Origin of the sequence: Amycolatopsis sp. (assembly GCF_035546795.1) — a bacterium.
In the GTDB taxonomy this organism is placed as follows: domain Bacteria; phylum Actinomycetota; class Actinomycetes; order Mycobacteriales; family Pseudonocardiaceae; genus Amycolatopsis_E.
Map to the genome: position 1 here is coordinate 39,727 of NZ_DASZWC010000038.1, position 18,575 is coordinate 58,301.

18 protein-coding genes are annotated in these 18,575 nt (G+C 67.6%); 3 read left to right on the plus strand and 15 right to left on the minus strand.

Going from position 1 to position 18,575, the window contains the following annotated elements; translation table 11 throughout:
• Positions 1 to 71: 71 nt before the first annotated feature.
• Positions 72 to 743, plus strand: a complete 672-nt coding sequence (locus VHD82_RS21695; RefSeq protein WP_325706742.1) for a DUF2306 domain-containing protein — start codon at positions 72 to 74, stop codon at positions 741 to 743.
• A gap of 870 nt (positions 744 to 1,613) precedes the next feature.
• Here VHD82_RS21695 and VHD82_RS21700 read toward each other — a convergent pair.
• The 3 genes from VHD82_RS21700 to VHD82_RS21710 form a co-directional block, all read right to left on the minus strand.
• Positions 1,614 to 2,774 carry a molybdopterin-dependent oxidoreductase gene (locus VHD82_RS21700; protein WP_325706745.1) on the minus strand — a complete coding sequence of 387 codons (1,161 nt, stop codon included), beginning with the start codon at positions 2,772 to 2,774 and terminating at the stop codon, positions 1,614 to 1,616.
• A gap of 64 nt (positions 2,775 to 2,838) precedes the next feature.
• Positions 2,839 to 3,144: a transcriptional regulator gene (locus VHD82_RS21705; protein WP_325706748.1), complete on the minus strand. Its 306-nt coding sequence runs from the start codon at positions 3,142 to 3,144 to the stop codon at positions 2,839 to 2,841.
• On the minus strand, positions 3,141 to 3,656 hold the full coding sequence (locus VHD82_RS21710) for a hypothetical protein (RefSeq protein WP_325706751.1): 516 nt from the start codon (positions 3,654 to 3,656) through the stop codon (positions 3,141 to 3,143). Before VHD82_RS21710 ends, VHD82_RS21705 begins: the two co-directional genes overlap by 4 nt.
• A gap of 359 nt (positions 3,657 to 4,015) precedes the next feature.
• On the opposite strand from VHD82_RS21710, the gene VHD82_RS21715 reads away from it, so the two are divergent.
• Together VHD82_RS21715 and VHD82_RS21720 are read left to right on the plus strand one after the other, a co-directional pair.
• A complete protein-coding gene (locus VHD82_RS21715) occupies positions 4,016 to 4,867 on the plus strand; it encodes a 1-aminocyclopropane-1-carboxylate deaminase/D-cysteine desulfhydrase (protein WP_325706755.1) in 852 nt (283 codons plus the stop codon).
• A 697-nt stretch (positions 4,868 to 5,564) separates the two neighbouring features.
• Positions 5,565 to 5,825: a hypothetical protein gene (locus tag VHD82_RS21720; RefSeq protein ID WP_325706759.1), complete on the plus strand. Its 261-nt coding sequence runs from the start codon at positions 5,565 to 5,567 to the stop codon at positions 5,823 to 5,825.
• A 635-nt stretch (positions 5,826 to 6,460) separates the two neighbouring features.
• On the opposite strand, the gene VHD82_RS21725 is transcribed toward VHD82_RS21720, so the two are convergent.
• The 12 genes from VHD82_RS21725 to VHD82_RS21780 all read right to left on the minus strand — a co-directional run bounded on the left by VHD82_RS21725 (position 6,461) and on the right by VHD82_RS21780 (position 18,573).
• Complete coding sequence (locus tag VHD82_RS21725) at positions 6,461 to 6,721, minus strand: hypothetical protein (protein ID WP_414637557.1); 261 nt, start codon at positions 6,719 to 6,721, stop codon at positions 6,461 to 6,463.
• 295 nt (positions 6,722 to 7,016) lie between these two features.
• Positions 7,017 to 7,814, minus strand: a complete 798-nt coding sequence (locus VHD82_RS21730; RefSeq protein ID WP_325706762.1) for a mycofactocin-coupled SDR family oxidoreductase — start codon at positions 7,812 to 7,814, stop codon at positions 7,017 to 7,019.
• A 2-nt stretch (positions 7,815 to 7,816) separates the two neighbouring features.
• Positions 7,817 to 9,481: an acyl-CoA dehydrogenase family protein gene (locus VHD82_RS21735; protein WP_325706765.1), complete on the minus strand. Its 1,665-nt coding sequence runs from the start codon at positions 9,479 to 9,481 to the stop codon at positions 7,817 to 7,819.
• A gap of 241 nt (positions 9,482 to 9,722) precedes the next feature.
• The gene (locus VHD82_RS21740) at positions 9,723 to 10,229 is read right to left on the minus strand and encodes a flavin reductase family protein (RefSeq protein ID WP_325706768.1); all 507 of its coding nucleotides are present in this window, start codon (positions 10,227 to 10,229) and stop codon (positions 9,723 to 9,725) included.
• Entirely contained in the window at positions 10,226 to 11,515 is a 1,290-nt protein-coding gene (locus VHD82_RS21745; protein WP_325706770.1) for a bifunctional 3,4-dihydroxy-2-butanone-4-phosphate synthase/GTP cyclohydrolase II, read from the minus strand. The genes VHD82_RS21740 and VHD82_RS21745 overlap by 4 nt, the downstream gene beginning before the upstream one ends.
• Before the next feature lie 5 nt (positions 11,516 to 11,520).
• The gene (locus VHD82_RS21750) at positions 11,521 to 11,931 is read right to left on the minus strand and encodes a ferredoxin (RefSeq protein ID WP_325706772.1); all 411 of its coding nucleotides are present in this window, start codon (positions 11,929 to 11,931) and stop codon (positions 11,521 to 11,523) included.
• A 48-nt stretch (positions 11,932 to 11,979) separates the two neighbouring features.
• A complete protein-coding gene (locus VHD82_RS21755; protein WP_325706774.1) occupies positions 11,980 to 12,867 on the minus strand; it encodes an SMP-30/gluconolactonase/LRE family protein in 888 nt (295 codons plus the stop codon).
• A 16-nt stretch (positions 12,868 to 12,883) separates the two neighbouring features.
• On the minus strand, positions 12,884 to 14,317 hold the full coding sequence (locus VHD82_RS21760; RefSeq protein ID WP_325706777.1) for an aldehyde dehydrogenase family protein: 1,434 nt from the start codon (positions 14,315 to 14,317) through the stop codon (positions 12,884 to 12,886).
• Positions 14,314 to 14,817, minus strand: coding sequence for a hypothetical protein (locus VHD82_RS21765; RefSeq protein WP_325706780.1), 504 nt, complete (start codon positions 14,815 to 14,817; stop codon positions 14,314 to 14,316). The genes VHD82_RS21760 and VHD82_RS21765 overlap by 4 nt, the downstream gene beginning before the upstream one ends.
• Complete coding sequence (locus VHD82_RS21770; RefSeq protein ID WP_325706783.1) at positions 14,814 to 15,833, minus strand: phosphotransferase family protein; 1,020 nt, start codon at positions 15,831 to 15,833, stop codon at positions 14,814 to 14,816. The genes VHD82_RS21765 and VHD82_RS21770 overlap by 4 nt, the downstream gene beginning before the upstream one ends.
• On the minus strand, positions 15,830 to 16,936 hold the full coding sequence (locus VHD82_RS21775; RefSeq protein WP_325706787.1) for a hypothetical protein: 1,107 nt from the start codon (positions 16,934 to 16,936) through the stop codon (positions 15,830 to 15,832). Before VHD82_RS21775 ends, VHD82_RS21770 begins: the two co-directional genes overlap by 4 nt.
• Positions 16,937 to 16,950: 14 nt before the next feature.
• Entirely contained in the window at positions 16,951 to 18,573 is a 1,623-nt protein-coding gene (locus tag VHD82_RS21780) for a thiolase C-terminal domain-containing protein (RefSeq protein WP_325706825.1), read from the minus strand.
• Positions 18,574 to 18,575: the final 2 nt, after the last annotated feature.

Below are 18,575 nucleotides of genomic sequence, written 5' to 3' on the forward strand. Positions count from 1 at the left end.
AGGGTTTACCCCACCCAAAAGCAGGGCCAACCCCACTGGCCTGGCCGCTCGGCCGGCGAAGACTCCTCTCCATGGTGACGGTCGAGACGAAACCCGCCGGAAAGTCCCACGTGAAGATCAAACCACCGATGGTCCTGCTTATGGTGCTCGTAGTGGCCTTCCTCGGGTACGCGCTACCGCCCTATTTGGGCCTGGACCCCGCACAATCCCGTACCTTGCCGCCTGACGGAGTGCCGTATTACTACGCGGCGTTGGTGACCCACATCTTTCTCGGGTCCGTAGCGTTGCTGGCCGGTTGTCTGCAGTTGTGGCCTTGGTTACGGCAGCGATACCCGCAGGTGCACCGGTGGAGCGGCCGGGCGTACGTCTTCTCGACCATCTTCGGCGGGCTCGCGATCCTGACAGTCTCCGCGTGCACCTACTGGGGTCCGAACCAGCAGGCGGCGAACACCACTCTGGGTGTGCTGTGGGTACTAACGACGGCCGCCGGCTACGTGAAGGCGAAGAAACGCCGGTATGCCGAGCATCGCGAATGGATGGTGCGGAGTTTCGCGCTCTGTTTCTCGATCATCCTGAACCGGGCATGGACCATCGCCTGCACGGTTTTCCTGGTCTCCGACCAGAACGACTACGCCGAGATGGCGCAAGCGATCGGCGTCGGCTCCTGGTTGAGTTGGATCGTGAACCTGTTGGTCGCCGAGTGGTGGCTCCAGCACACCCGGGTGACGAAACGGGCGCGGTGACGAACTCCGCGAGGTACCGGCTCTCCGCCCGTTCGAGGGCGAGCGGACCGTGCTCGTCAGTACAGCGTTGTGCAGCAGCGCGGATGCGGCCACCTCTGGAGCAGAGATCGACAGTCCGGCCGGCCGGCGACGGATCGGGTGCATCAGCGTCTCCCCGGCGGCTACGGCCGCCCCGCTGAGCACCACTAGCTCGGGATCCAGCAAGGCCCCCGCCGTGGCGATCACCGACGCCACGGGCTCGATCGCCCGGCCGATCACCTCCACGGTCGCCGGGTCCCCGTCATGGGCGAACACCACCGCAGACGAAATTGTCCTTGCCTGCCGCCAACGCTCATCGACGGCGGCCGGGTTGCAGTCGTTCCTCCACCACCACGTCCCAGCCGAATCTCGGTCGTCTCGGTTCTCACGGTGACGGTTGGACGAGGTGTTGCGCGCATCGTGGAAACCTTGCCTGCGCGCGGAACACCGGACGACACAGTCATCCTGTTCACGTCCCGGGACAGGCTCATTTGTTGGAACGCATTGTAGAGTCGGGTGAGGAGACCCGTCATCTCCGCACTCGCTTGATCAACCCGACACAGAACACGAGCACCCACACCACCGCGAGCGCGACGAGCAACCCGCCGAGCGGGTGTCCGTCGTGCAGCCCCGGGCTTGGTAGCGTCCCAAACGGTCGCCACAGCAACGGAACCGCAAGGAGGACAAGCACTCCGCTCACCGCCAGGCCGGTGAGCGCAGGAACTCGCCAATGCGCCGAAGCGATGTGTGCCGTCAACAACCCGACAAAAGGCGCGATGAGCAGATCGTGCAAGATCGACCCCCCGAGCAGCCAGCCACCCGCGACCAGTTGCTGCGTGAACGCGATCTGCGTCAGGAGGAAGATCCCCCACCCGAGCGCGACAAGCCCAGGCAAGGCCAACAGAACACGGCCGGCCTTCGTCCGACCTCCAATCGGGTAACCCATTTTGTCTGCAGCACGCCGGGACGGTTCGGCGCGATGATCCGGCACGGGTACCCGTGGTCGAGACTGAGTACCTCACCGTCGAGCCGGAGGGCCAACAGCGTGACCGGGTCGGCTGTGTGCTCGCCCGGTAACGAACTCCGCGCGTAGATCCCGTTCTTCTCCAACGACGTCACGGTGACGACCGCCCCTGGCCCACTGCCAACGGCACGTAGCAGATCGGGCAACGAGACACCGGTCCATATCGCGGACTGACTCCATCCCTCGACGCACGCTATCGGGAGATCGGCGGTGGTCTGCGGCAACGCTGCCAGTTCATCCAGGGAGAACGAGCGGATTCCCCGGGGAGCCAGGATTTCCAGCCGCCACCCAGGATCGCGTGCAGCTTCGCTCACCCCGGCCGCCACGGCGGTCCGGTTGACGGGCAGTGCCCGGCCTGTCCGCCACGACAACACGGAAACATCTCGCAGCAACGGAACCGTCGCTCCAGCCGTAGCGACGACCGCAACCCCGGAAGCGAGGAAGGTGGTTCGTAGGAATCGACGCCGCGACACTCCTGCCATGTCCGGCTTCCGTTCGCGTCCCAACGCCCGTCGGACCACAGGCAGCTTGACCGCGACATGCACGATCACCGAACCGATGGCAACCCACGCGACCGCGTAGTGGACTTCCGGGAAGTAGAAGTTCCACGGGTAGTTCTGCGCGACGTTGAAAAGCCCAGTGACCAGTTCGAAAAACGCCGAAGCCGAAAGCACCAGGATGGACAACCGCTCCAGCGCATGCACCATCGACCGGATCAGCGGTCGTTGGAATAACTTCGGATAAACACTCCACAATTTCCCCAGCAACAGCGGAATCGATGCGACACCGCTGATCACATGCGCGCCCTGTGTGACGCGGTACAACCAGACCGGCCGGCTCGGCCACAAGAACCACGACGGCGGATGCTGAATGAGGTGACTGATCAGCCCCGTCACAAAGCACAGGCCGAAGCTGACTCCCAGCCACAGCCCGATCCGCGCCGTCACCCGCTCGTCGTGGGCGGAGGACGGAGGCACAACCCTGTTCACATCTGAGACGGTATGTCCGAGGTGGACAGTGCAGAACCCGTACGACGCTTACCGAGTGCTTACGTCACCCGTCGTGTCGGGCGACGAGCGCACGCAACGCCGCGATCTCCTCCGCAAGCGCCTTGCGACCCATGGCTGTGATGTGTACCCAGGTCTTGGGACGCTTGCCGTCATATCCCTTCTCCACCTCGAGCAGGCCGGCCTCTTCCAGCACCGCAATGTGCCGGGACAGGTTGCCCCCGGTCAGCTCGAGGTTTTCGCGCAGATACCCGAACTCGACCCGCTTTGCCTCGGCCGTGATGGTCAGGATGCCGAGCCTGTGCCGCTGGTGCACCAGATCGTCGAGACCAGTCGTGGGGTGCTCACTCATGCCGCGCTCACTGCGGCGCGCAAGCCGGCGACCGTCCCGCCGGCAATCAGAACCACTGCAGGCACTATCAAGTTGTCAAACACCACGGCCGACCCGCCGAACACGTTCTCCATGTTGTACAGATTGGCCACCAAGCCCGCTGCGGAAAAGAGCGCCGCGACCACACCACACAACGCGCTCCGTTCAGCCCAGGCCAACGCCCACACACCGACCGCGATGACCAGCAGGGCACCGAAACCATGTGTGGTAGCCGCGATCGCGAGCTGATCCGCAGCCAGCACCACGACAACGAGACCGACGACGATTCCAGGACGCCAGGACCGCCAAGCGCTCACTCCGGCGATCGCACCACCAGCCACGAACAAGGCGACAGCACTCCAGACCGCCTGCGGACTCATTCCGTTGAAGAACCCCAGAATCCAATAACCGACCAAGGGGACCAGCACTACGAACAGCACCAGGGCGCCCAGCAAGTAGCCGAGATAGACGCCGGTGCGCGCCTGCACCCCCACCCGCAAACCTCGCCATCGGTACCAGGCAAGGCTCGCAGCGGCCCCTACCGCGACCACCGCGATCCAATAGGCGCCCACCTTTTCCGTGGTACCGAACGGCGACAACGGCCCGGACGCCACGCTCGTGTTCCCGTACACCGATGGCGCCGCAAGCACTCCAAAGCCGAACAACAGTAACGGAAGCCAGTGTCCCCGCCTGTCATTCCTCGTCCGACGCCGCAAGGCCGCCATCTCGTCCAGTACTTCGACTGCCCCTGGCTCTCCCATCGCGTAATCCCCTCAGTTCCGTCACACTGCAACTAGGTTTGCACTGCAAACCTGATTTGTCAACAGACTATTTTGCCGCTAGACTCATGAGCATGCGGACGAGTCAACTCGCCCTCAACCTCCCGTCACCGCTGGCCGAACTGCATGACGACCGCCTACGGGCGCAAGGCATCCGACTCCTGCTCAAGCGCGATGACCTGATCAATCCAGCGATACCGGGCAACAAATGGCGCAAGTTGAAGTACAACCTCGCCGCAGCCAAGGAAGGAGGACATCGACGACTGCTGACCTTCGGGGGTGCCTACTCGGACCACATCCGCGCCACCGCGGCAGCTGGTCACCACTTCGGGTTTGAAACGGTCGGCATCATCAGGGGTGAGGAACACCGACCACTCAACGAATCCCTGGCGTTCGCAGTGGACCATGGGATGACACTGGCCTACGTCGACCGGACAACCTATCGCAACAAACCCGTACCGGAGCGGTTCCGGCCCTGCTACGTCCTGCCCGAGGGCGGCAGCAACGATCACGCCGTCCGTGGCTGCGCCGATCTCCCAGCCGAAATCGACGTGGGCTTTGATGTGCTCTGCTGCGCTTGTGGCACTGGCGGCACGCTGGCCGGGGTTGCCGCCACACTCCACGGTGATCAGCGTGCACTCGGATTCGCGGTATTGAAAGGAGCCCACTACCTGAACGATGAAGTGCGCCGCTTACAGCGGGAAGCGTTCGGCGCGGCGACGACCAACTGGATGATCGACCACGAGGCTCACTTCGGCGGCTACGCCAAACGCCCTCACGAGCTGACCGAGTTCGTGGACGATTTTCAGGAGCGGCACGACATCGCACTGGACCCGGTCTACGAAGCCAAGATGATGTGCGCCTTGTTCCGCCGAATCGACGCTGGCGAGTTCGCCGGAACAACAATTGTGGCCGTACTCGCCTGACGCCGCGGTCGGTCAGTGTTTGCACAGGTATGCCGCGGCACACTGCGTCCCGCCTGCTGGGCCCTATCGGGCACCCCACACACTGGTTCTCGCCAGTTGCCCAATCCAGGGCCGTTCACACAACTGGCACCCGCTCCCGGCCGTACGGCCCCGCCCACGGCCGGGAGTCTGGGTAGCCCGGATGGCAGAGTTGGTGGCGCAGGACCACGACCTTCCCCTGGAACGACCGACGCGTCGGTGATCGCCCTGGCTGAGTCGCTGGTCGTCGAGGAGATCGCCACGCCGGGCCGGCGGCACGTCACAGTGCTTCGCCCGCGACACCCGTAAGACTACGTGCCCTCGGAGTAATGCGAAGACGTCGCTGCTCTGCCATCGAGCGGCGCTGGAAGCAACCTTCATGGAATGCGAAACCCGACAATGATCCGCTCTCTGCGGCGGAGACACTCATCGTGGTCATCGGTCTGCGAAAAGGTGAAGTTCTTGACGCGTGACGGTTGTCGCGTGCCCTGCAGGAGCTTGTACACGGCAGACAAAGACGTCAAACTCCGGTGGCGCGGTGCCCGATCGGTGTCGGCACAGCAGCGATGAAGACCCCAGGTCGATCGGCACGAAAGGAACAAGGCAACAACCGAAGGTCGAGCGGACAACGGCCTGGTGCTCATGACCGGCAGACCGATCGATGAGCCAGCCTGCAGCTATGTTGACTCGATCAGGTTCGGAGGGGGCCACTGACCTTCAGGCCGTCACCGTGATCATGGGCGTCGTCGTCGGCCTCACTTTCATGTTCGGCTTCGGCAACGTCCTCAACCTCGCGCTCCGGCTCGGCGTGCCAGCCTGGGTCGCGCCGCTGGTGGCTCCTGCGGTTGACCTTTCGATCCTCGGACTGCTGCTCGGCACCCGTCACTGGCTCTCACCGGTGCCTCGCCGGAGGTCCTGCGGCCTGCTCGCCGACTGCTGATCTTCGCGAGCGTGGTCACGCTCGCGCTGAACGTGGCAGAGCCTCTCGTCGCGGGCAAGTTTGGTAAAGCGGCGTTCGACGCGGTCGACCCCCCTCTTGTTGATCGGTTCGTCGGAGGTCGGCCCTGGCGTCTTGCAAGCGATTGGCGCCACGAGTCGTGTGCCAGCCGCACCCGATATCCGCTGACACGTTGCGCGTCCGGCTCGGGGTAGGGGCCACTCGGGCCCGTCAGCTCGTCAGCTCGTCCGGTCCGAGTTCGAGGAGCAGATCGCCGCCCAGCGAGCCGCGGATGAAGCAGTGAACGACATGCAGGAAGCGGCCACCGTGGCCGCATAACAGACAACTGACCATGAGTGCTTGATCCGGCGTCGCCGGAGCGGTGCTTGCTCTTGGAGATCCAATCCCCTGCATCTGGAGCGCATCGACCATGTAGTCGCGCAGGTCTTGACGTCGTCTTGGGAACCGTGCACGAGCACGACGAAATCGTCCGCGAACCGCAAGTCCGCCCGTTCTGCAGGTTCATCGCCCGACGTCAAGGCGAGTCGGCGAGGGTGTGGATGATCCCCGCCCGGTTGCCGTGGCCCGTGCAGTGATTCATCGAGTGCGTTCAAGGCAATGTTTTGCCCGCAGCGGCGTCAGGATTCCCTTTTGCGGCGTGCCAGCCACCGCACGAAAACGCCGGACGCTGTGTCGTGGTCATGTTGACCTTTCTCGGTTGAGTCGCGCCGACGGTTGCGACGGTGGTGGCAACCGTCGGCGCCGGGGCACGGCACCTGGTAGATCGCCTTCGGAGTCTGGTAGCCGGCGAGTCCCTCGGGGCCCCTTTCGCGGCCGAGCCCGTAGTCGCTGTCGTTGGCCAGGCGGATGGCTTCCTCCTCGTCGGCGTAGGGGATCACCGCGAGGACGGGCCCGAAGATTTCCTCCTGGGGCGATCGTGTGGTTCGTTGTCGACGTCGGCGAAGACCGTCGGCCGCATGAAGAAGCCGGAGCAGAACCGGGTGACGTTACGCAGTGTGGCGCTCGCGCCGTCGACCGCTCCGGCGTCGCGCCTTTCGCGCGCATCTTGTGCGGACCCGACGTTCTCGCCGACGCGACAGACAGCGTCACTCGTGGCAGAAGGTGCTTCCGGCTTTCCGCTCTTCGTTCGCTCAGGACGGCCCGGCGATGACCGCAAAACTGCGGGCCGGTCGACTATGTCCGCACACAGAACCCGGCGTCGACCGGAACAGTCGTACCGGTGACGTACCGCGCGTCGTCGGAGACCAGCCAGAGAATCGTCTTGGTGACGTCTTCGGGATCGAGCAGTGGCTTGGGAAGCGCGTTCTTAAGGCTCCTGGCAAGCCCGGGATGCTCCGAAACGAATTCGTCGAACGCGTCGTTGCGGACCATTGCCGTGTCGACTCCTGTCGGGTGCACCGTATTCACCCGGATGCTGTGTTCCGCGAGGAGGTTCGCATACATGCGCATCAGGCCGACGACTCCATGCTTGGCCGCGACGTAGCCGGCCGAACCGGCCTCCAGATGAGTCCGTAGGCCGCGCAGGCCGGCGGTCGAACTGGTGATGACGATGGAGCCGCCGTCGCCCTGGTCGACGAGGATGGGCGCTGTCGCGCGGAGAGTGTGCCAAGCGCCCGTCAGCATGACGTCGATCGCGTCGTAGAAAGCCCCGTCCCGATCCCCCGCGGGCCCGATCGAGTTCATGATGCCCGCGTTCGCGAGCACGATGTCGAGTCGCCCGAGTTCGGATACACCCCGCGTCACGGCCTCACCAACCGCGGCGAGGTCGCGCACGTCTGCCTCGAAAGCGATCACGCGCCGACCGTACTTCTCCACGAGACGAACAGTCTGATCGAGATCCTCACGGGACCCGAGGCGGTAGGGGACGGTGTCGACCGGGGCGGGAACGTCGAGTGCGATGACGTCCGCCCCCTCAGCCGCCAAGCCCACGGCGTGCGCGCGTCCTTGCCCTCGCGCCGCACCCGTGATCATGGCTACCTTGCCGGAGAATCTACCCATTTGGCCGACTTCCTTCCTGCGTTCTGCCGTGCCCGGCCCGCACGCCGGGCTGCCTGAAAAGCCTGACCGCACTTGACGCCGAGTATCGGGTTCAGACCCCCCGATCCGAGCCCAAGGGATCGGCCGATGACCTCTTTCATGATCTCCGTTGTGCCGCCGTAGATCCGGGTGATCCGCGCGTCGACGAAGGCGCGGGCGATCGGGTACTCGTTGATGTACCCGTATCCGCCGTGCAGCTGCAGGCACCGGTCCACTACCCGGCCCTGCTGTTTGCTGCACCAGTACTTCGCCTTGCTCGCGTCCACCGCGGTGAGGTCACCCGCGTTGAGCGCCCGGATGCAGGCGTCTGTGTAGTGCTGAGCCAGGTCGACCTCGGTGGCGATCTCCGCGAGCACGAACCTGGAGTTCTGGAACGAGCCGGTCGGCTGCCTGAATGCCTTGCGCTCCTTGACGTACTCCAGCGTCCAGTCCAGCGCGGCTCGCGCCGCGGCGGTTGCGGCCACGGCGATGGACAGTCGTTCCTGCGGGAGGCTGGACACCAGCTGGGCGAAGCCCTGCCCCTTCTCGCCGAGCAGGTTGGCCTCCGGCGCCCGGACGTCGGAGAAGCTCAGCTCAGCGGTGTCCTGCGCCGGCTCGCCCAGCTTGTCCAGCTTGCGGCCGCGCTCCAAACCCTCCATCCCGCGCTCGAGCACGAGCAGGGAGATGCCCTTGTGCTTCCGCCTGGGGTCGGTCTTCACCGCAGTAATCACCAGGTCGGAGTTGATCCCGTTGTAGTAGTCGCCGTCGCGGCGGGCGGTCGTGGTGACCGAGGCCAGGTCCGAGCCCGTGCCGGGCTCGGTCATCGCCACCGCGGTGATCAGCTCGCCGGAAACGAGGCCCGGAAACCAGCGCGACTGCTGCTCTGCGGTCGTGTAGTCGCGGAAACAGGGCATGCAGACGTCGTTGTGCAGGATGATGCCGAGACCCGCGGAGGCCACGCCCGCCACCATCAACTCCTCGATGATGACCCTGTTGAAGCGGAAGTCCGGCACCCCGCCACCGCCGTACTCCTCCGGCGCATCCATGCCCAGGAACCCGGACTTGCCCGCGGCCAGGAAGAGCTTACGTGGGACGATGCCTGCCGCCACCCAGGTGTCGAAGTTCGGGACAATCTCCGTGGCGACGAACGCGCGCACGGATTCACGGAACGCCTCGTGGTCGGCGTCGAAAAGGGACCGCTTCATGGCTCCTCGGTCCTTGGGGAGACGCCCTGCAGGTGGTCGTGTGTGGAGGACCAGGGCCCGGGTGTACCAGGGTCCGTCGTCATCGGCCCGCCGATCATTCGCTCGTCGCCGACGCGGGGTAGTCGACTCGGCCTCCGGCGTCGTCGTCCGGGTGACCCGGAGCGTCGTGTTGACCGTCTCCCGGACCAGGAAGCCCGCAACGAGCGTGAACACCACAACGACCATCGCATAGAGCGAAGTCAGCAACACGAACGACCCGGCAGCCAGCCCGGTCAATCCGCAGGTGCCGGGCCTGCGAAGACCCTGGTCTGAATCTGGAACCCGAGTGAGAGTCCGCTGGAGCAGGTGTCGGTGGCGAACAAACTCGGTCAGCATCGGAGTGATGGCGGTGAAGTTGGCAGCGATCAACAGGGCCACCACGGCATGTGCCCATACACGACGAAGTCGTAGCACTCGACGTAGGTCCCGAAGCTTGTGGCGAACAACGCCCGACGACACGACGCGGCGGTCTGCGCATCCGGCTTTCGTGGGACCGACTCCATGCCTTCTCTCCTCTCGACTTGCCCGCCCTCCGCGATCTCGACTAAGCCCGGCGGCTCAGGGTCGCCCGCCCGCGCGCGGCACCTGGACGCGGTGGACGTAGCGCTCCGCCTGCCTGCTACGGCCGTGAACCGGGAAGCGCGTGGAATGCCCGACGGAAGTACAGCGCGGGGATTTCCTCCGACACCGTGGTGGACTCCACGCGTCCGACGAGGATCGTGTGGTCGCCGCCCTCGTGGCGGGCGTACGGGGTGCAGTCGAGGACGACACACGCTCGCTCCAGCACGGGTAGACCGTGCTCGTCTGGCCGGAAATCGGCGTCGGCGAACTTGTCGGCACCCCGCGTCGCGAAGCGTATCGCCAGGTCGGCATGATCCGGGTGGAGGATGTGCACGATCCAGCGGTCCGTTTCGGCGAAGACCGGATGGCACTCCGCGCCGACGGCCAGGCAGACGAGGACCAGCGGTGGATCCATCGACACGGAGCAGAAGGACGTGGCGGTGAAGCCCCACCAGCGCCCGTCCTGCGCGGTTGTCGTCACGATGGTGACGCCACTCGGGAACGACGCCATCGCCTGTTTGAACAGCGCTTTCTGATCGGTGTGAAGGGCTTCGGTTCTGGTCATGAGACCACGCCCTCGCCCAGTGCGTGTTGCATGCGCGCGCGCTTCGTCGCCAGGTAGTGCAGGTTGTCGGGGTTGGGCTCCACCACCAACGGGACCCGGTCGACGATCTCGATGTCGTAGCCGTTCAGGCCGCGGTATTTGGCCGGGTTGTTGGTCATCAGGCGGATCTGCTGGACGCCGAGGTCGTTCAGGATTTGAGCGCCGATGCCGTAGTCGCGCGCGTCGACCGGCAAGCCCTGTGCCGTGTTCGCGTCGACCGTGTCCAGTCCCGCATCCTGCAGTGTGTAGGCGCGCAGCTTGTGGGCGAGACCGATCCCGCGACCCTCATGACCGCGCAGGTACACCACCACGCCGCGGCGCGCACGGCCGATTGCCGCCATGGCGTCCTCGAGCTGTTCGCCGCAGTCGCAGCGCCGGGAGCCGAAAACGTCCCCTGTGAGGCACTCCGAGTGCACTCGCACCAGCACCGGCGCGTCAACACCGGCGGCGTCCTGGTGGACCTCGCCGAGGACGAGGGCGACGTGCTCGGTGCCCTCGGTGACGGATCGGTAGCAAACCGCGGTGAACTCGCCGTACTCGGAGGGAACGCGCCCGGTGGAGAGCCGCTGTACCAATGACTCGCGGTCGCGGCGGTAGCGGACGATATCCCCCACCGAGAGCGCCACCAGGCCGTGCTCTGCGGCGAAGCGGCGCAGAGTGGGCCGCCGGGCCATAGTGCCGTCGTCGTTGGTGACCTCGCCGAGCACTCCGACCGGTTCGAGGCCGGCGAGACGGCATAGGTCGACGGTGCTCTCGGTGTGTCCCGCTCGGCGGAGGACCCCGCCGGGGCGGGCCACGAGCGGGAAGACGTGGCCCGGGCGGGACAGGTGCTCGGGCCGGGTCGCGGGATCGGCCAGAGCACGTGCGGTCAGCATCCGGTCATGTCCGGAGACCCCGGTGGTGACACCCGCCTTGAGGTCGACCGACACCGTGAAGGCGGTGCCCCGGGGGTCCTCGGCTTCCGCGACCATGGGCGGCAGGCGAAGCTCCTCGGCACGCTCCTCGGTGAGGGCGACACAGAGCAGACCACTGGTGTGCCGAATCATGAAACCCATCGCCTCGGCCGTGGCGAACTCCGCCGCCATGATCAGATCGCCCTCGTTCTCGCGATCCTCGTCGTCGACGACCAAAACCATCTCACCGCGTCGCAACGCCCGAAGCGCCGCGGTAACACGTGAATGCTGAGAATCGTGGTCGCTGAACGAACGACTCCGCTCGACGGAGTTCGCCGGACCGTCGGTGGACATCGGCATCACCTCGCGGGTGCATCGTCGGTCGTGGTGGATGCGTCGCGGGTCTCGGCCGGCTCCTCGGCGAGGGAGAGCGCCGCAACCGGACAGCTGCGCACGGCAGCCTCGACCCGTTTGCGCTCACCGCCCGGCACCGTTGACCGGAGAACGATCACCATTCCGTCGTCGTCGACGTCGAACACATCCTCGGCGTCGATGACGCAATTGCCGTAGCCCTGGCACAACGCCATGTCGGCCTGAATCCTTATCATCGGCACTACCTCTCTGGAGTCCCGCGATTTCTGCCGCTTGGACAACCAATATTCGCTGCCGTGCCGGTAGCCGTGAACCGTGGATATCCCGGCACACGCCACCGGATCCCGTCGTAGTTTGTACGGACCCGCGAGCAGAAGTCCTCGCTGCGAATCGGGCACCCCCGGGACCCGGGGGTCCTAGGCGCGCCCGATCCGATTGCCTGCGGCTCAGGGCCGGGTGTCCGCCCGCGGCACCGACACCGGGTGGGTGTAGAGCTCGGACTCCTTCGCCGCCTTCCGCTCCTCCTCGGCGAAGCTGGGCGCTGTGCAGACGAGCAGTGTCCGGCCGTCGGGTCCACCCAACGTGCACGAGTACAGACCGAGCCCGTTCGGCGCACGGACCTCCTCGACGATCCTCCCGCCCGGCGCGACCCGGACCGCACGGCCGTGCAGGGCGTCGGCGACCCAGATGTGCCCCTCGGCGTCGAAGACGCAGCCGTCCGGCGCCAAGTCCGTCCGCACGATCGTCTCGACGGACTCGTAGGACGGCTCGACACCGACCTGGCCCCACAGGCGCCGGTCGGTCAGCGCGCCGTCGTCGGTGATGGTGAACGCGGTGAACCGCCCGCCGAAGGTCTCGGCGACGACGAGTGTCGAGCCGTCCTCGCTGACCACCATGCCGTTCGGGAAGCGCAGGTCCTCCGCGACGACCGTCACGGTGCCGTCCGGGTCGACCCGGGACACCGCACCGGGTGCCGGCTGTCCGCCGCCGAACAGATCGAACCCGAAGGTCCCGACGAACGCCCGCCCGCGCTGGTCGACGACCATGTCGTTGGCGTAGCCCACGGTGTGCGGGGCCAAGTCGCCGTGCAGGCGCATGGTGCCGTCCGGGTTGCGGCGCAGCACCGTCGAGTCCTTCATGGACACGACGAGGAGAGTGCCGTCGGGCTGCCATCCGGTGCCGGAAGGCTGGTTCGGCACGAACGCCACCTCGCTCGTGGTGCCGTTCGGTTCCACTCGCAACACACGATGGGTGTAGAGGTCCGAGATGTACCAGGCGTCATCGTGCCACCGGGGGCCCTCGAAGAACATGCCTCCGTCGAGCAGTTTCTCCATGACCGTTCCTCTCTTTTCATTTTCGCCGCGGCAACGCGACGCTGACGGTGCGCAACTCGCAGTACGTGTCGAGGCCGACCGCGCCGTTGGCGCGGCCCACTCCGCTCTGTTTGGTGCCGCCGAACGGCACGTCCGGCACGACCAGGGCATGGCGGTTGACCCATGCGGACCCGGCGTCGAGGCGGGCGGCGATCGCGGTCCCGGCGCCCACGTCGGACGTCCAGACCGAGGCGCCAAGGCCGAAGTCAGTCGCGTTGGCCGCCTCGACCGCCTCGTCGACGTCGCTGAACGACAGCACCGGCAGGGCCGGCCCGAACTGCTCCTGAGCCACCAGGTCGGCCCCGGGATCGAGCCCCAGCACCAGGGTCGGGGGGTAGAACAGGCCGGGGCCGGGGGACGGCTCGCCTCCGGTGACGAGGGTGCCGCCGGACGCCGCAGCCGAGTCGACCAAGGCGCGTACCCGCTCGAACTGCGGCCGGTTCGCGATCGGGCCCATCGTGGTGGCGGGGTCGAGGGGGTCACCGACGATGGTGGCCTCGGCCAGCCTGGTCAGCGCGCCCACCAGCTGCTCGACGACGTCGTCGTGGACGTAGAGGCGCTTGATGGCCGCGCAGACCTGCCCGCCTCGGTAGAACGCGCCCATGAAGATCTTGGCGGCCACCGTCTCGACCGCGACGTCGGGGAGCACGATGGCAGCGTCGTTGCCGCCGAGCTCGAGCGAGAGGCGCTTCAGTCGCGGGGCGGCAGCCGCCATGATGGCTCGACCGGCCCCGGTGCTGCCGGTGAACGACACCATGCCGACCCCGGGGTGGGCGACGAGCGCGGCACCGAGGTCGTCACCGCCGACCACGACGTTCAGCACACCAGGCGGCAGGACGTCCGCCAGCAGTTTGCCGAGAAGGACGGTCGCGAGCGGCGCGAGCGGCGATGGCTTGAGGACGACGGTGTTGCCGGCGGCCAGCGATGTCGAGATCTTCTCCGCGGCGATCATGATCGGCGCGTTCCAGGGGATGATGGCCGCGACGACGCCGATGGGGGCGCGGTGCACGTGCACCCGCTGCCGGCCGTCGTCGTGGATCACGTCGACCGGCAGGGGTACCGAGGCCCGGTAGCGGGCGAACCCGGCTGCCGCCGCGACCTCGAAGCCGGCGTCGTTGATCGGCAGCCCGGTCTCCAGGGACAGGGTGCGGGCGAGCAGATCCGCGTTGTCGACGAGCACGCCCGCGACCGCCTCGAGCGCCCGACGCCGGCCGTCGGGGTCGGCGGCCCAGGCCCGACCGGCGTGCACCGCACCGTCGACCGCCTCGTCGAGCAGGGCGGGCGAGGCGACGGGACAGTCACCCGCGTTCTCCCCGGTCGCCGGGTTCTCGACGGCGATCGTCGTGTCCGCCTCGACGAGGCGGCCGCCGACAAGCAGCCGGCGCTCCTGGGGGTCGGTGATAGTGGTCATCGGATCGGTCCCTCCGTGGCAGAACAGTCAGGGGTCACCGGGAACACGGCCTGCCAGGGCAGCCGCGACTCGGCATGCCTGCCCAATGCCGCGTACAGGCCGTCGAGGGCGCGGGCCGCCCCGGGCGACCGAGGGGCGCGCTGCAAGGCTGTGATGACTCGCGTCGTCACGGCGTAGACCGCGCCGAGGAGCTGGTCCATCTCCCGGAGCGAGGCGTCACTGGTCGCCGCTCGAGCGCGCAGGGTGGCGCACTCGTCGACGAAAAGCGACGACGGGAGGTACACGAGCGCCTCATCGATCAAGGCGAGCAGCTCGTCGGTCTCGGCGCGCACGAGCACGTGCCTGTTGTTGAGCTCGGTGGCCGCGGTACGAAGCAGCTTCACCGCTGCCCGAACCTCGCCCGCCAGCTCGGCAGGAACCGCCCCGACCACCTCGGTAGTGAGGAACCTCCCGATCTGGTCGAGAGTGTCCAGGCCCGACATCGGGTCCGCGGTCGTCATGGCACGTCCTCTCCGGCGACCGCTCGCAGCGCCCCGGCGAGGCGGTGGTCGACATGGACCATGGCCCGTCCGAGCAGCTGCAGGGTGGGCCGCACCGCACGACCGTCGTCCGGGGCGACGGCGCCGGTGAGGAAGATCGCTGCGAGCTTCACGAGCGCGAGCAGCCGCCAGAAGGCGAGCCTCGACGGCTCGACCGCCCGCCCGCTCACAGCCTCGTAGGCACGCAGGTACGCCGGCTCCGACAGCAGACCGCCGACCAGGTCGAAGCCGGTGGTCCACAGCATCGTCCAGGCCAGGTCCTCGACGGGATCGCCGAGGTGAGCGAGCTCCCAGTCGAGAACGGTGACGACGCCGTCGGAGCCGAACAGCAGGTTGTTGGCCTTGAAATCTCCGTGCACCAACCCCACCGGGCCTGGCGCGGGCGCGTGGGTGCGCAACCACTCGAGCGCCCCGGCAACCAGCGGACCTGGTTCCTTCGTCGCGGCGTCGATTGCGTCGGCCCACCGCTCGACCTCCTGCGAGGGAGCCGAGACCGCTCCCCAGCCCTCCGGGACCGGTGTCGCGTGGATCCGAGCCTGCAGCCGGACCAGCCGGAGCCCGAGCTCCTCCCGGTCGGGTGTGCGCTCCGGGTCGGCCAGTGCCTTGCGGACGTCGACCCCCGGCACCCTGTCGATCACCATGAAGGGCAGTCCGAGGGGTGAGTCCCGCACCTCGCACCAGTGGGGGCGCGGCACGGGAAGACCACGCTCGTGGAGGGCGACCAGCAGATCGAATTCCTGCTGGAGGTCACCGTCAAGGGGACCGTGCTCGAGCTCGCGACGGAGCACGAACCGACGTGTCCCGTCCCCTTCGTGGTCGTGGACGTCCACCCCCCACGTCTCGTGGGAGGCACCCCCGGCCAGCTTGCTGAGCCCTCCCACCCGTACCGGGCGGCCCAGGCAAGTGCCGAGGTACGACTCGACCTGAGCCCGGAGGCCGTCCGTCACGAGTGCGCGCGGCGCAGGCGCGGTGGTCATGAATCGAACCCGTACGGCGGGAACGCACCGAACACCTGCGTTTCGAACGTGCCGTAGCCAACCTCGCCAGTGTCGGTCGTCATGCGGCACAGCACGTGTGTCGGCCCGATCCGCTTGGTCAACGCCTCGTCGCTGAGGTCGAACGACACCGAGTCGACCCAGCTCTCGCCCATGTAGGCGCCGTGCCGCCACGGGTCGGGCCCGCCGTAGCCGGTGCCCGCTCGCAAGTAGGCGCGGCGGAGCGGCTCGAGCGTCACCGTGCGGCGAGACCCGTCGATGTCGCGGAACGAGACCGAGGACCCCTCGAGCAGCTCTCGGTCGGAGTCGAACTTGAGCTCGTGCGCAGGTTCGGACAGCTCACGGAACTCGCCCCCCGCGGGCAGGACAGGCACGTGGCGCACCGTCTCGATCTCGCGTTCCCCCGAGGCATGCTCAGAGATCACGAGGTGGACCGTGCGCTTCTCGAACTGCATCGGCGACCAGATCCACAGCGGCGGCCGCTTCTTGCCCAGCCCGTGAGCTTGGGCGATGCCCTTGGGCTCGCGCTCGAGCCCGATCGACCGCACGCCCCACGACCGGTCCCGGGCCCCCCACCAGGTGTCCGGGCCGACCTCGAACCGCCGCCCGGCCACGGTCACGTGCCCGCTCCACCGCCCGGTCTGGATCAGCCGCGTGCCCTGCTCGATGAGGCGTCCCGCCACCCTGGAGTGCAGGGGCGGCTCCTCGAACGCGGGTACCGAGCCCTCCCACAGGAGGTCGAGGGAGACCGCGTGGTCGCCGGGTGCCACGAAGAACCGCAGCCGTCGCAGCCCCTCGAGGACCTGGAGGTCGACCGGGCCGACGCCGGTGCTGTCGAGCCGGTCGACGCCCAGCTCGCGGGAGGCCCGGGTGGTCGTCTGCGTGTCGCCGACCGCGACCGAGGCGAAGGCATCGATCACGCCGAGGTTGGGGTACACCCCCATGCCGAGGAGGAAGAACACATCGCCGTCCTGCGAGTGGCCGGTCAGGAAGTGCCGGTCGTAGAAGCGACGGTCGCTCGTGCTGGCGTAGCGCACGGGCTCGTGCGTCTGGTGGATCATGAGGTCGTCGGCGGGGCCGATCATGATGAGCTCCGATCTCAGCGGTCGGTGGTGAGGAGCAGGGCGCCTGCGGGGATGCCACCTCCGGAGGTGGCTACGGCCACCTCCACGCCGGGCACCTGACGGGCCCCGGCGTCTCCCCGAAGCTGCAGCACGGCCTCGCCGAGGTTGTCGAATCCGTTGCTGCGGCCCGCGGCCAGCTGCCCGCCATGCGGGTTGAGGGGGAGGGCTCCCCCGGGCCCGATCCGCTCGGCGCCGGCAACGAAATCGCCTGCCTCACCGATGCCGCAGAACCCGAGTGCCTCCAGCCAGCACAGGGCGTTGAAGGTGAACCCGTCGTAGAGCAGGGCGACGTCGACGTCGGTCGGACGCAGGTCCGTCCGGCTCCAGAGGTGCGCAGCCGGTCCGAACAGGTTGGGCTGGTGGGTGAGCGTCCCCTGGTCCCAGGACTGGGGCTCGGTCAGCTGGGTGCCGACGGCCTCGACGCGCACCGGCGGGTGTCGCAGGTCCCTCGCCTGGTCGAGTGCCGACACGACGAGCGCGACCGCGCCGTCACAGGGCACGTCACAGTCCAGCAGGCCGAAGGGCGTGGTGATGCTGCGCGCAGCCAAGTAGTCGCCCATGTCGATCGGATCGCGGTGCAGCGCATCGGGGTTGCGCGCGGCGTGGGCCCGGGACGATATGGCGATCCATCCCAGCGCCTCGCGTCCCACCCGATAGCGCGACAGGTATTGCGAGGCGTAGAGCGCGATCCAGTGGGCTGGGGAGGTGGCGCCGAAGGGGAGCCGCCACTGCCCCTCCCCCTCGATCCTCGCGCCGTTCTTTCGCAGACCGGGGACCTTCTCCGTGCTCACCGAGGTCACACAGAGAACCGTGCGGCAAAGTCCCGACGCCACGGCCAGCATGGCCGCGACGACAATCCCTGCCTGTCCTGGCACCTCGGCGGCTCCGAGGTGCCAGGTCGGCTTGAGCCGCAGCGCATGCTCCAGACCTCGCACGCCACCATCGGACACGCCGGGGAGCCCGTCGGTGCCAGGGTACGAGCACACCCCGTCGACGTCCTGCGCCGCGAGGCCGGCGTCGTCGAGCGCGGCCCGACATGCCTCGACCGAGAGGGCCAGTGGCGTCCGGTTCAGCCGTCGTCCGAAACGTGACCGCCCTACGCCAGCCACCGCGACCTCGTGCTCAAACCGGTCACGGCTCGGGGCTGCCCTGACCGCGACGGAGGGCGCGGGCACCTCGATCGGCTCACCGGCCCCGCCCGATGGTGCGAACAGCGGCAGCCACACGTCGTCGACTTGCGAGAACGTCACGTGCACCGGCAGCCCGACCACGACCTCCTCCGGGCTGCACCCGACGACGTTCGTCGTCAGCCGAAGCCGCGGGTCCTCGGCGAGGGCCACGATGGCGACCACGTACGGCGGCGGGTGCTCCGGTGAGAACTGATGCCGGTCGAGCGTGCAGGCGACGACCGTGCCGCGCCCGGAGACAGGCTCGGGGGCGGGACCCTCGGCACCGCAGTCGGGACATATCTCGACCGCCGGATGCAGCAGGCGCGAACACCCTGCGCACCGTCCGACCCGGAGTGTCCTGTCGGCGCCCGAGGTCCAGAAGTAGCCGCTCGGCCCGTCGGTCCGCGGCAGCGTCGCCGCGGTCTGCATCG

Coding starts and splice junctions, on each gene's coding strand:
- VHD82_RS21755 (WP_325706774.1), bottom strand. CDS start 12,867: ATGGAGAAACTGCTCGACGGAGGCATGTTCTTCGAGGGCCCCCGGTGG.
- VHD82_RS21745 (WP_325706770.1), bottom strand. CDS start 11,515: ATGTCCACCGACGGTCCGGCGAACTCCGTCGAGCGGAGTCGTTCGTTC.
- VHD82_RS21740 (WP_325706768.1), bottom strand. CDS start 10,229: ATGACCAGAACCGAAGCCCTTCACACCGATCAGAAAGCGCTGTTCAAA.
- VHD82_RS21695 (WP_325706742.1), top strand. CDS start 72: ATGGTGACGGTCGAGACGAAACCCGCCGGAAAGTCCCACGTGAAGATC.
- VHD82_RS21730 (WP_325706762.1), bottom strand. CDS start 7,814: ATGATCACGGGTGCGGCGCGAGGGCAAGGACGCGCGCACGCCGTGGGC.
- VHD82_RS21775 (WP_325706787.1), bottom strand. CDS start 16,936: ATGATCGGCCCCGCCGACGACCTCATGATCCACCAGACGCACGAGCCC.
- VHD82_RS21780 (WP_325706825.1), bottom strand. CDS start 18,573: ATGCAGACCGCGGCGACGCTGCCGCGGACCGACGGGCCGAGCGGCTAC.
- VHD82_RS21705 (WP_325706748.1), bottom strand. CDS start 3,144: ATGAGTGAGCACCCCACGACTGGTCTCGACGATCTGGTGCACCAGCGG.
- VHD82_RS21720 (WP_325706759.1), top strand. CDS start 5,565: ATGTTGACTCGATCAGGTTCGGAGGGGGCCACTGACCTTCAGGCCGTC.
- VHD82_RS21715 (WP_325706755.1), top strand. CDS start 4,016: ATGCGGACGAGTCAACTCGCCCTCAACCTCCCGTCACCGCTGGCCGAA.
- VHD82_RS21765 (WP_325706780.1), bottom strand. CDS start 14,817: ATGACGACCGCGGACCCGATGTCGGGCCTGGACACTCTCGACCAGATC.
- VHD82_RS21760 (WP_325706777.1), bottom strand. CDS start 14,317: ATGACCACTATCACCGACCCCCAGGAGCGCCGGCTGCTTGTCGGCGGC.
- VHD82_RS21770 (WP_325706783.1), bottom strand. CDS start 15,833: ATGACCACCGCGCCTGCGCCGCGCGCACTCGTGACGGACGGCCTCCGG.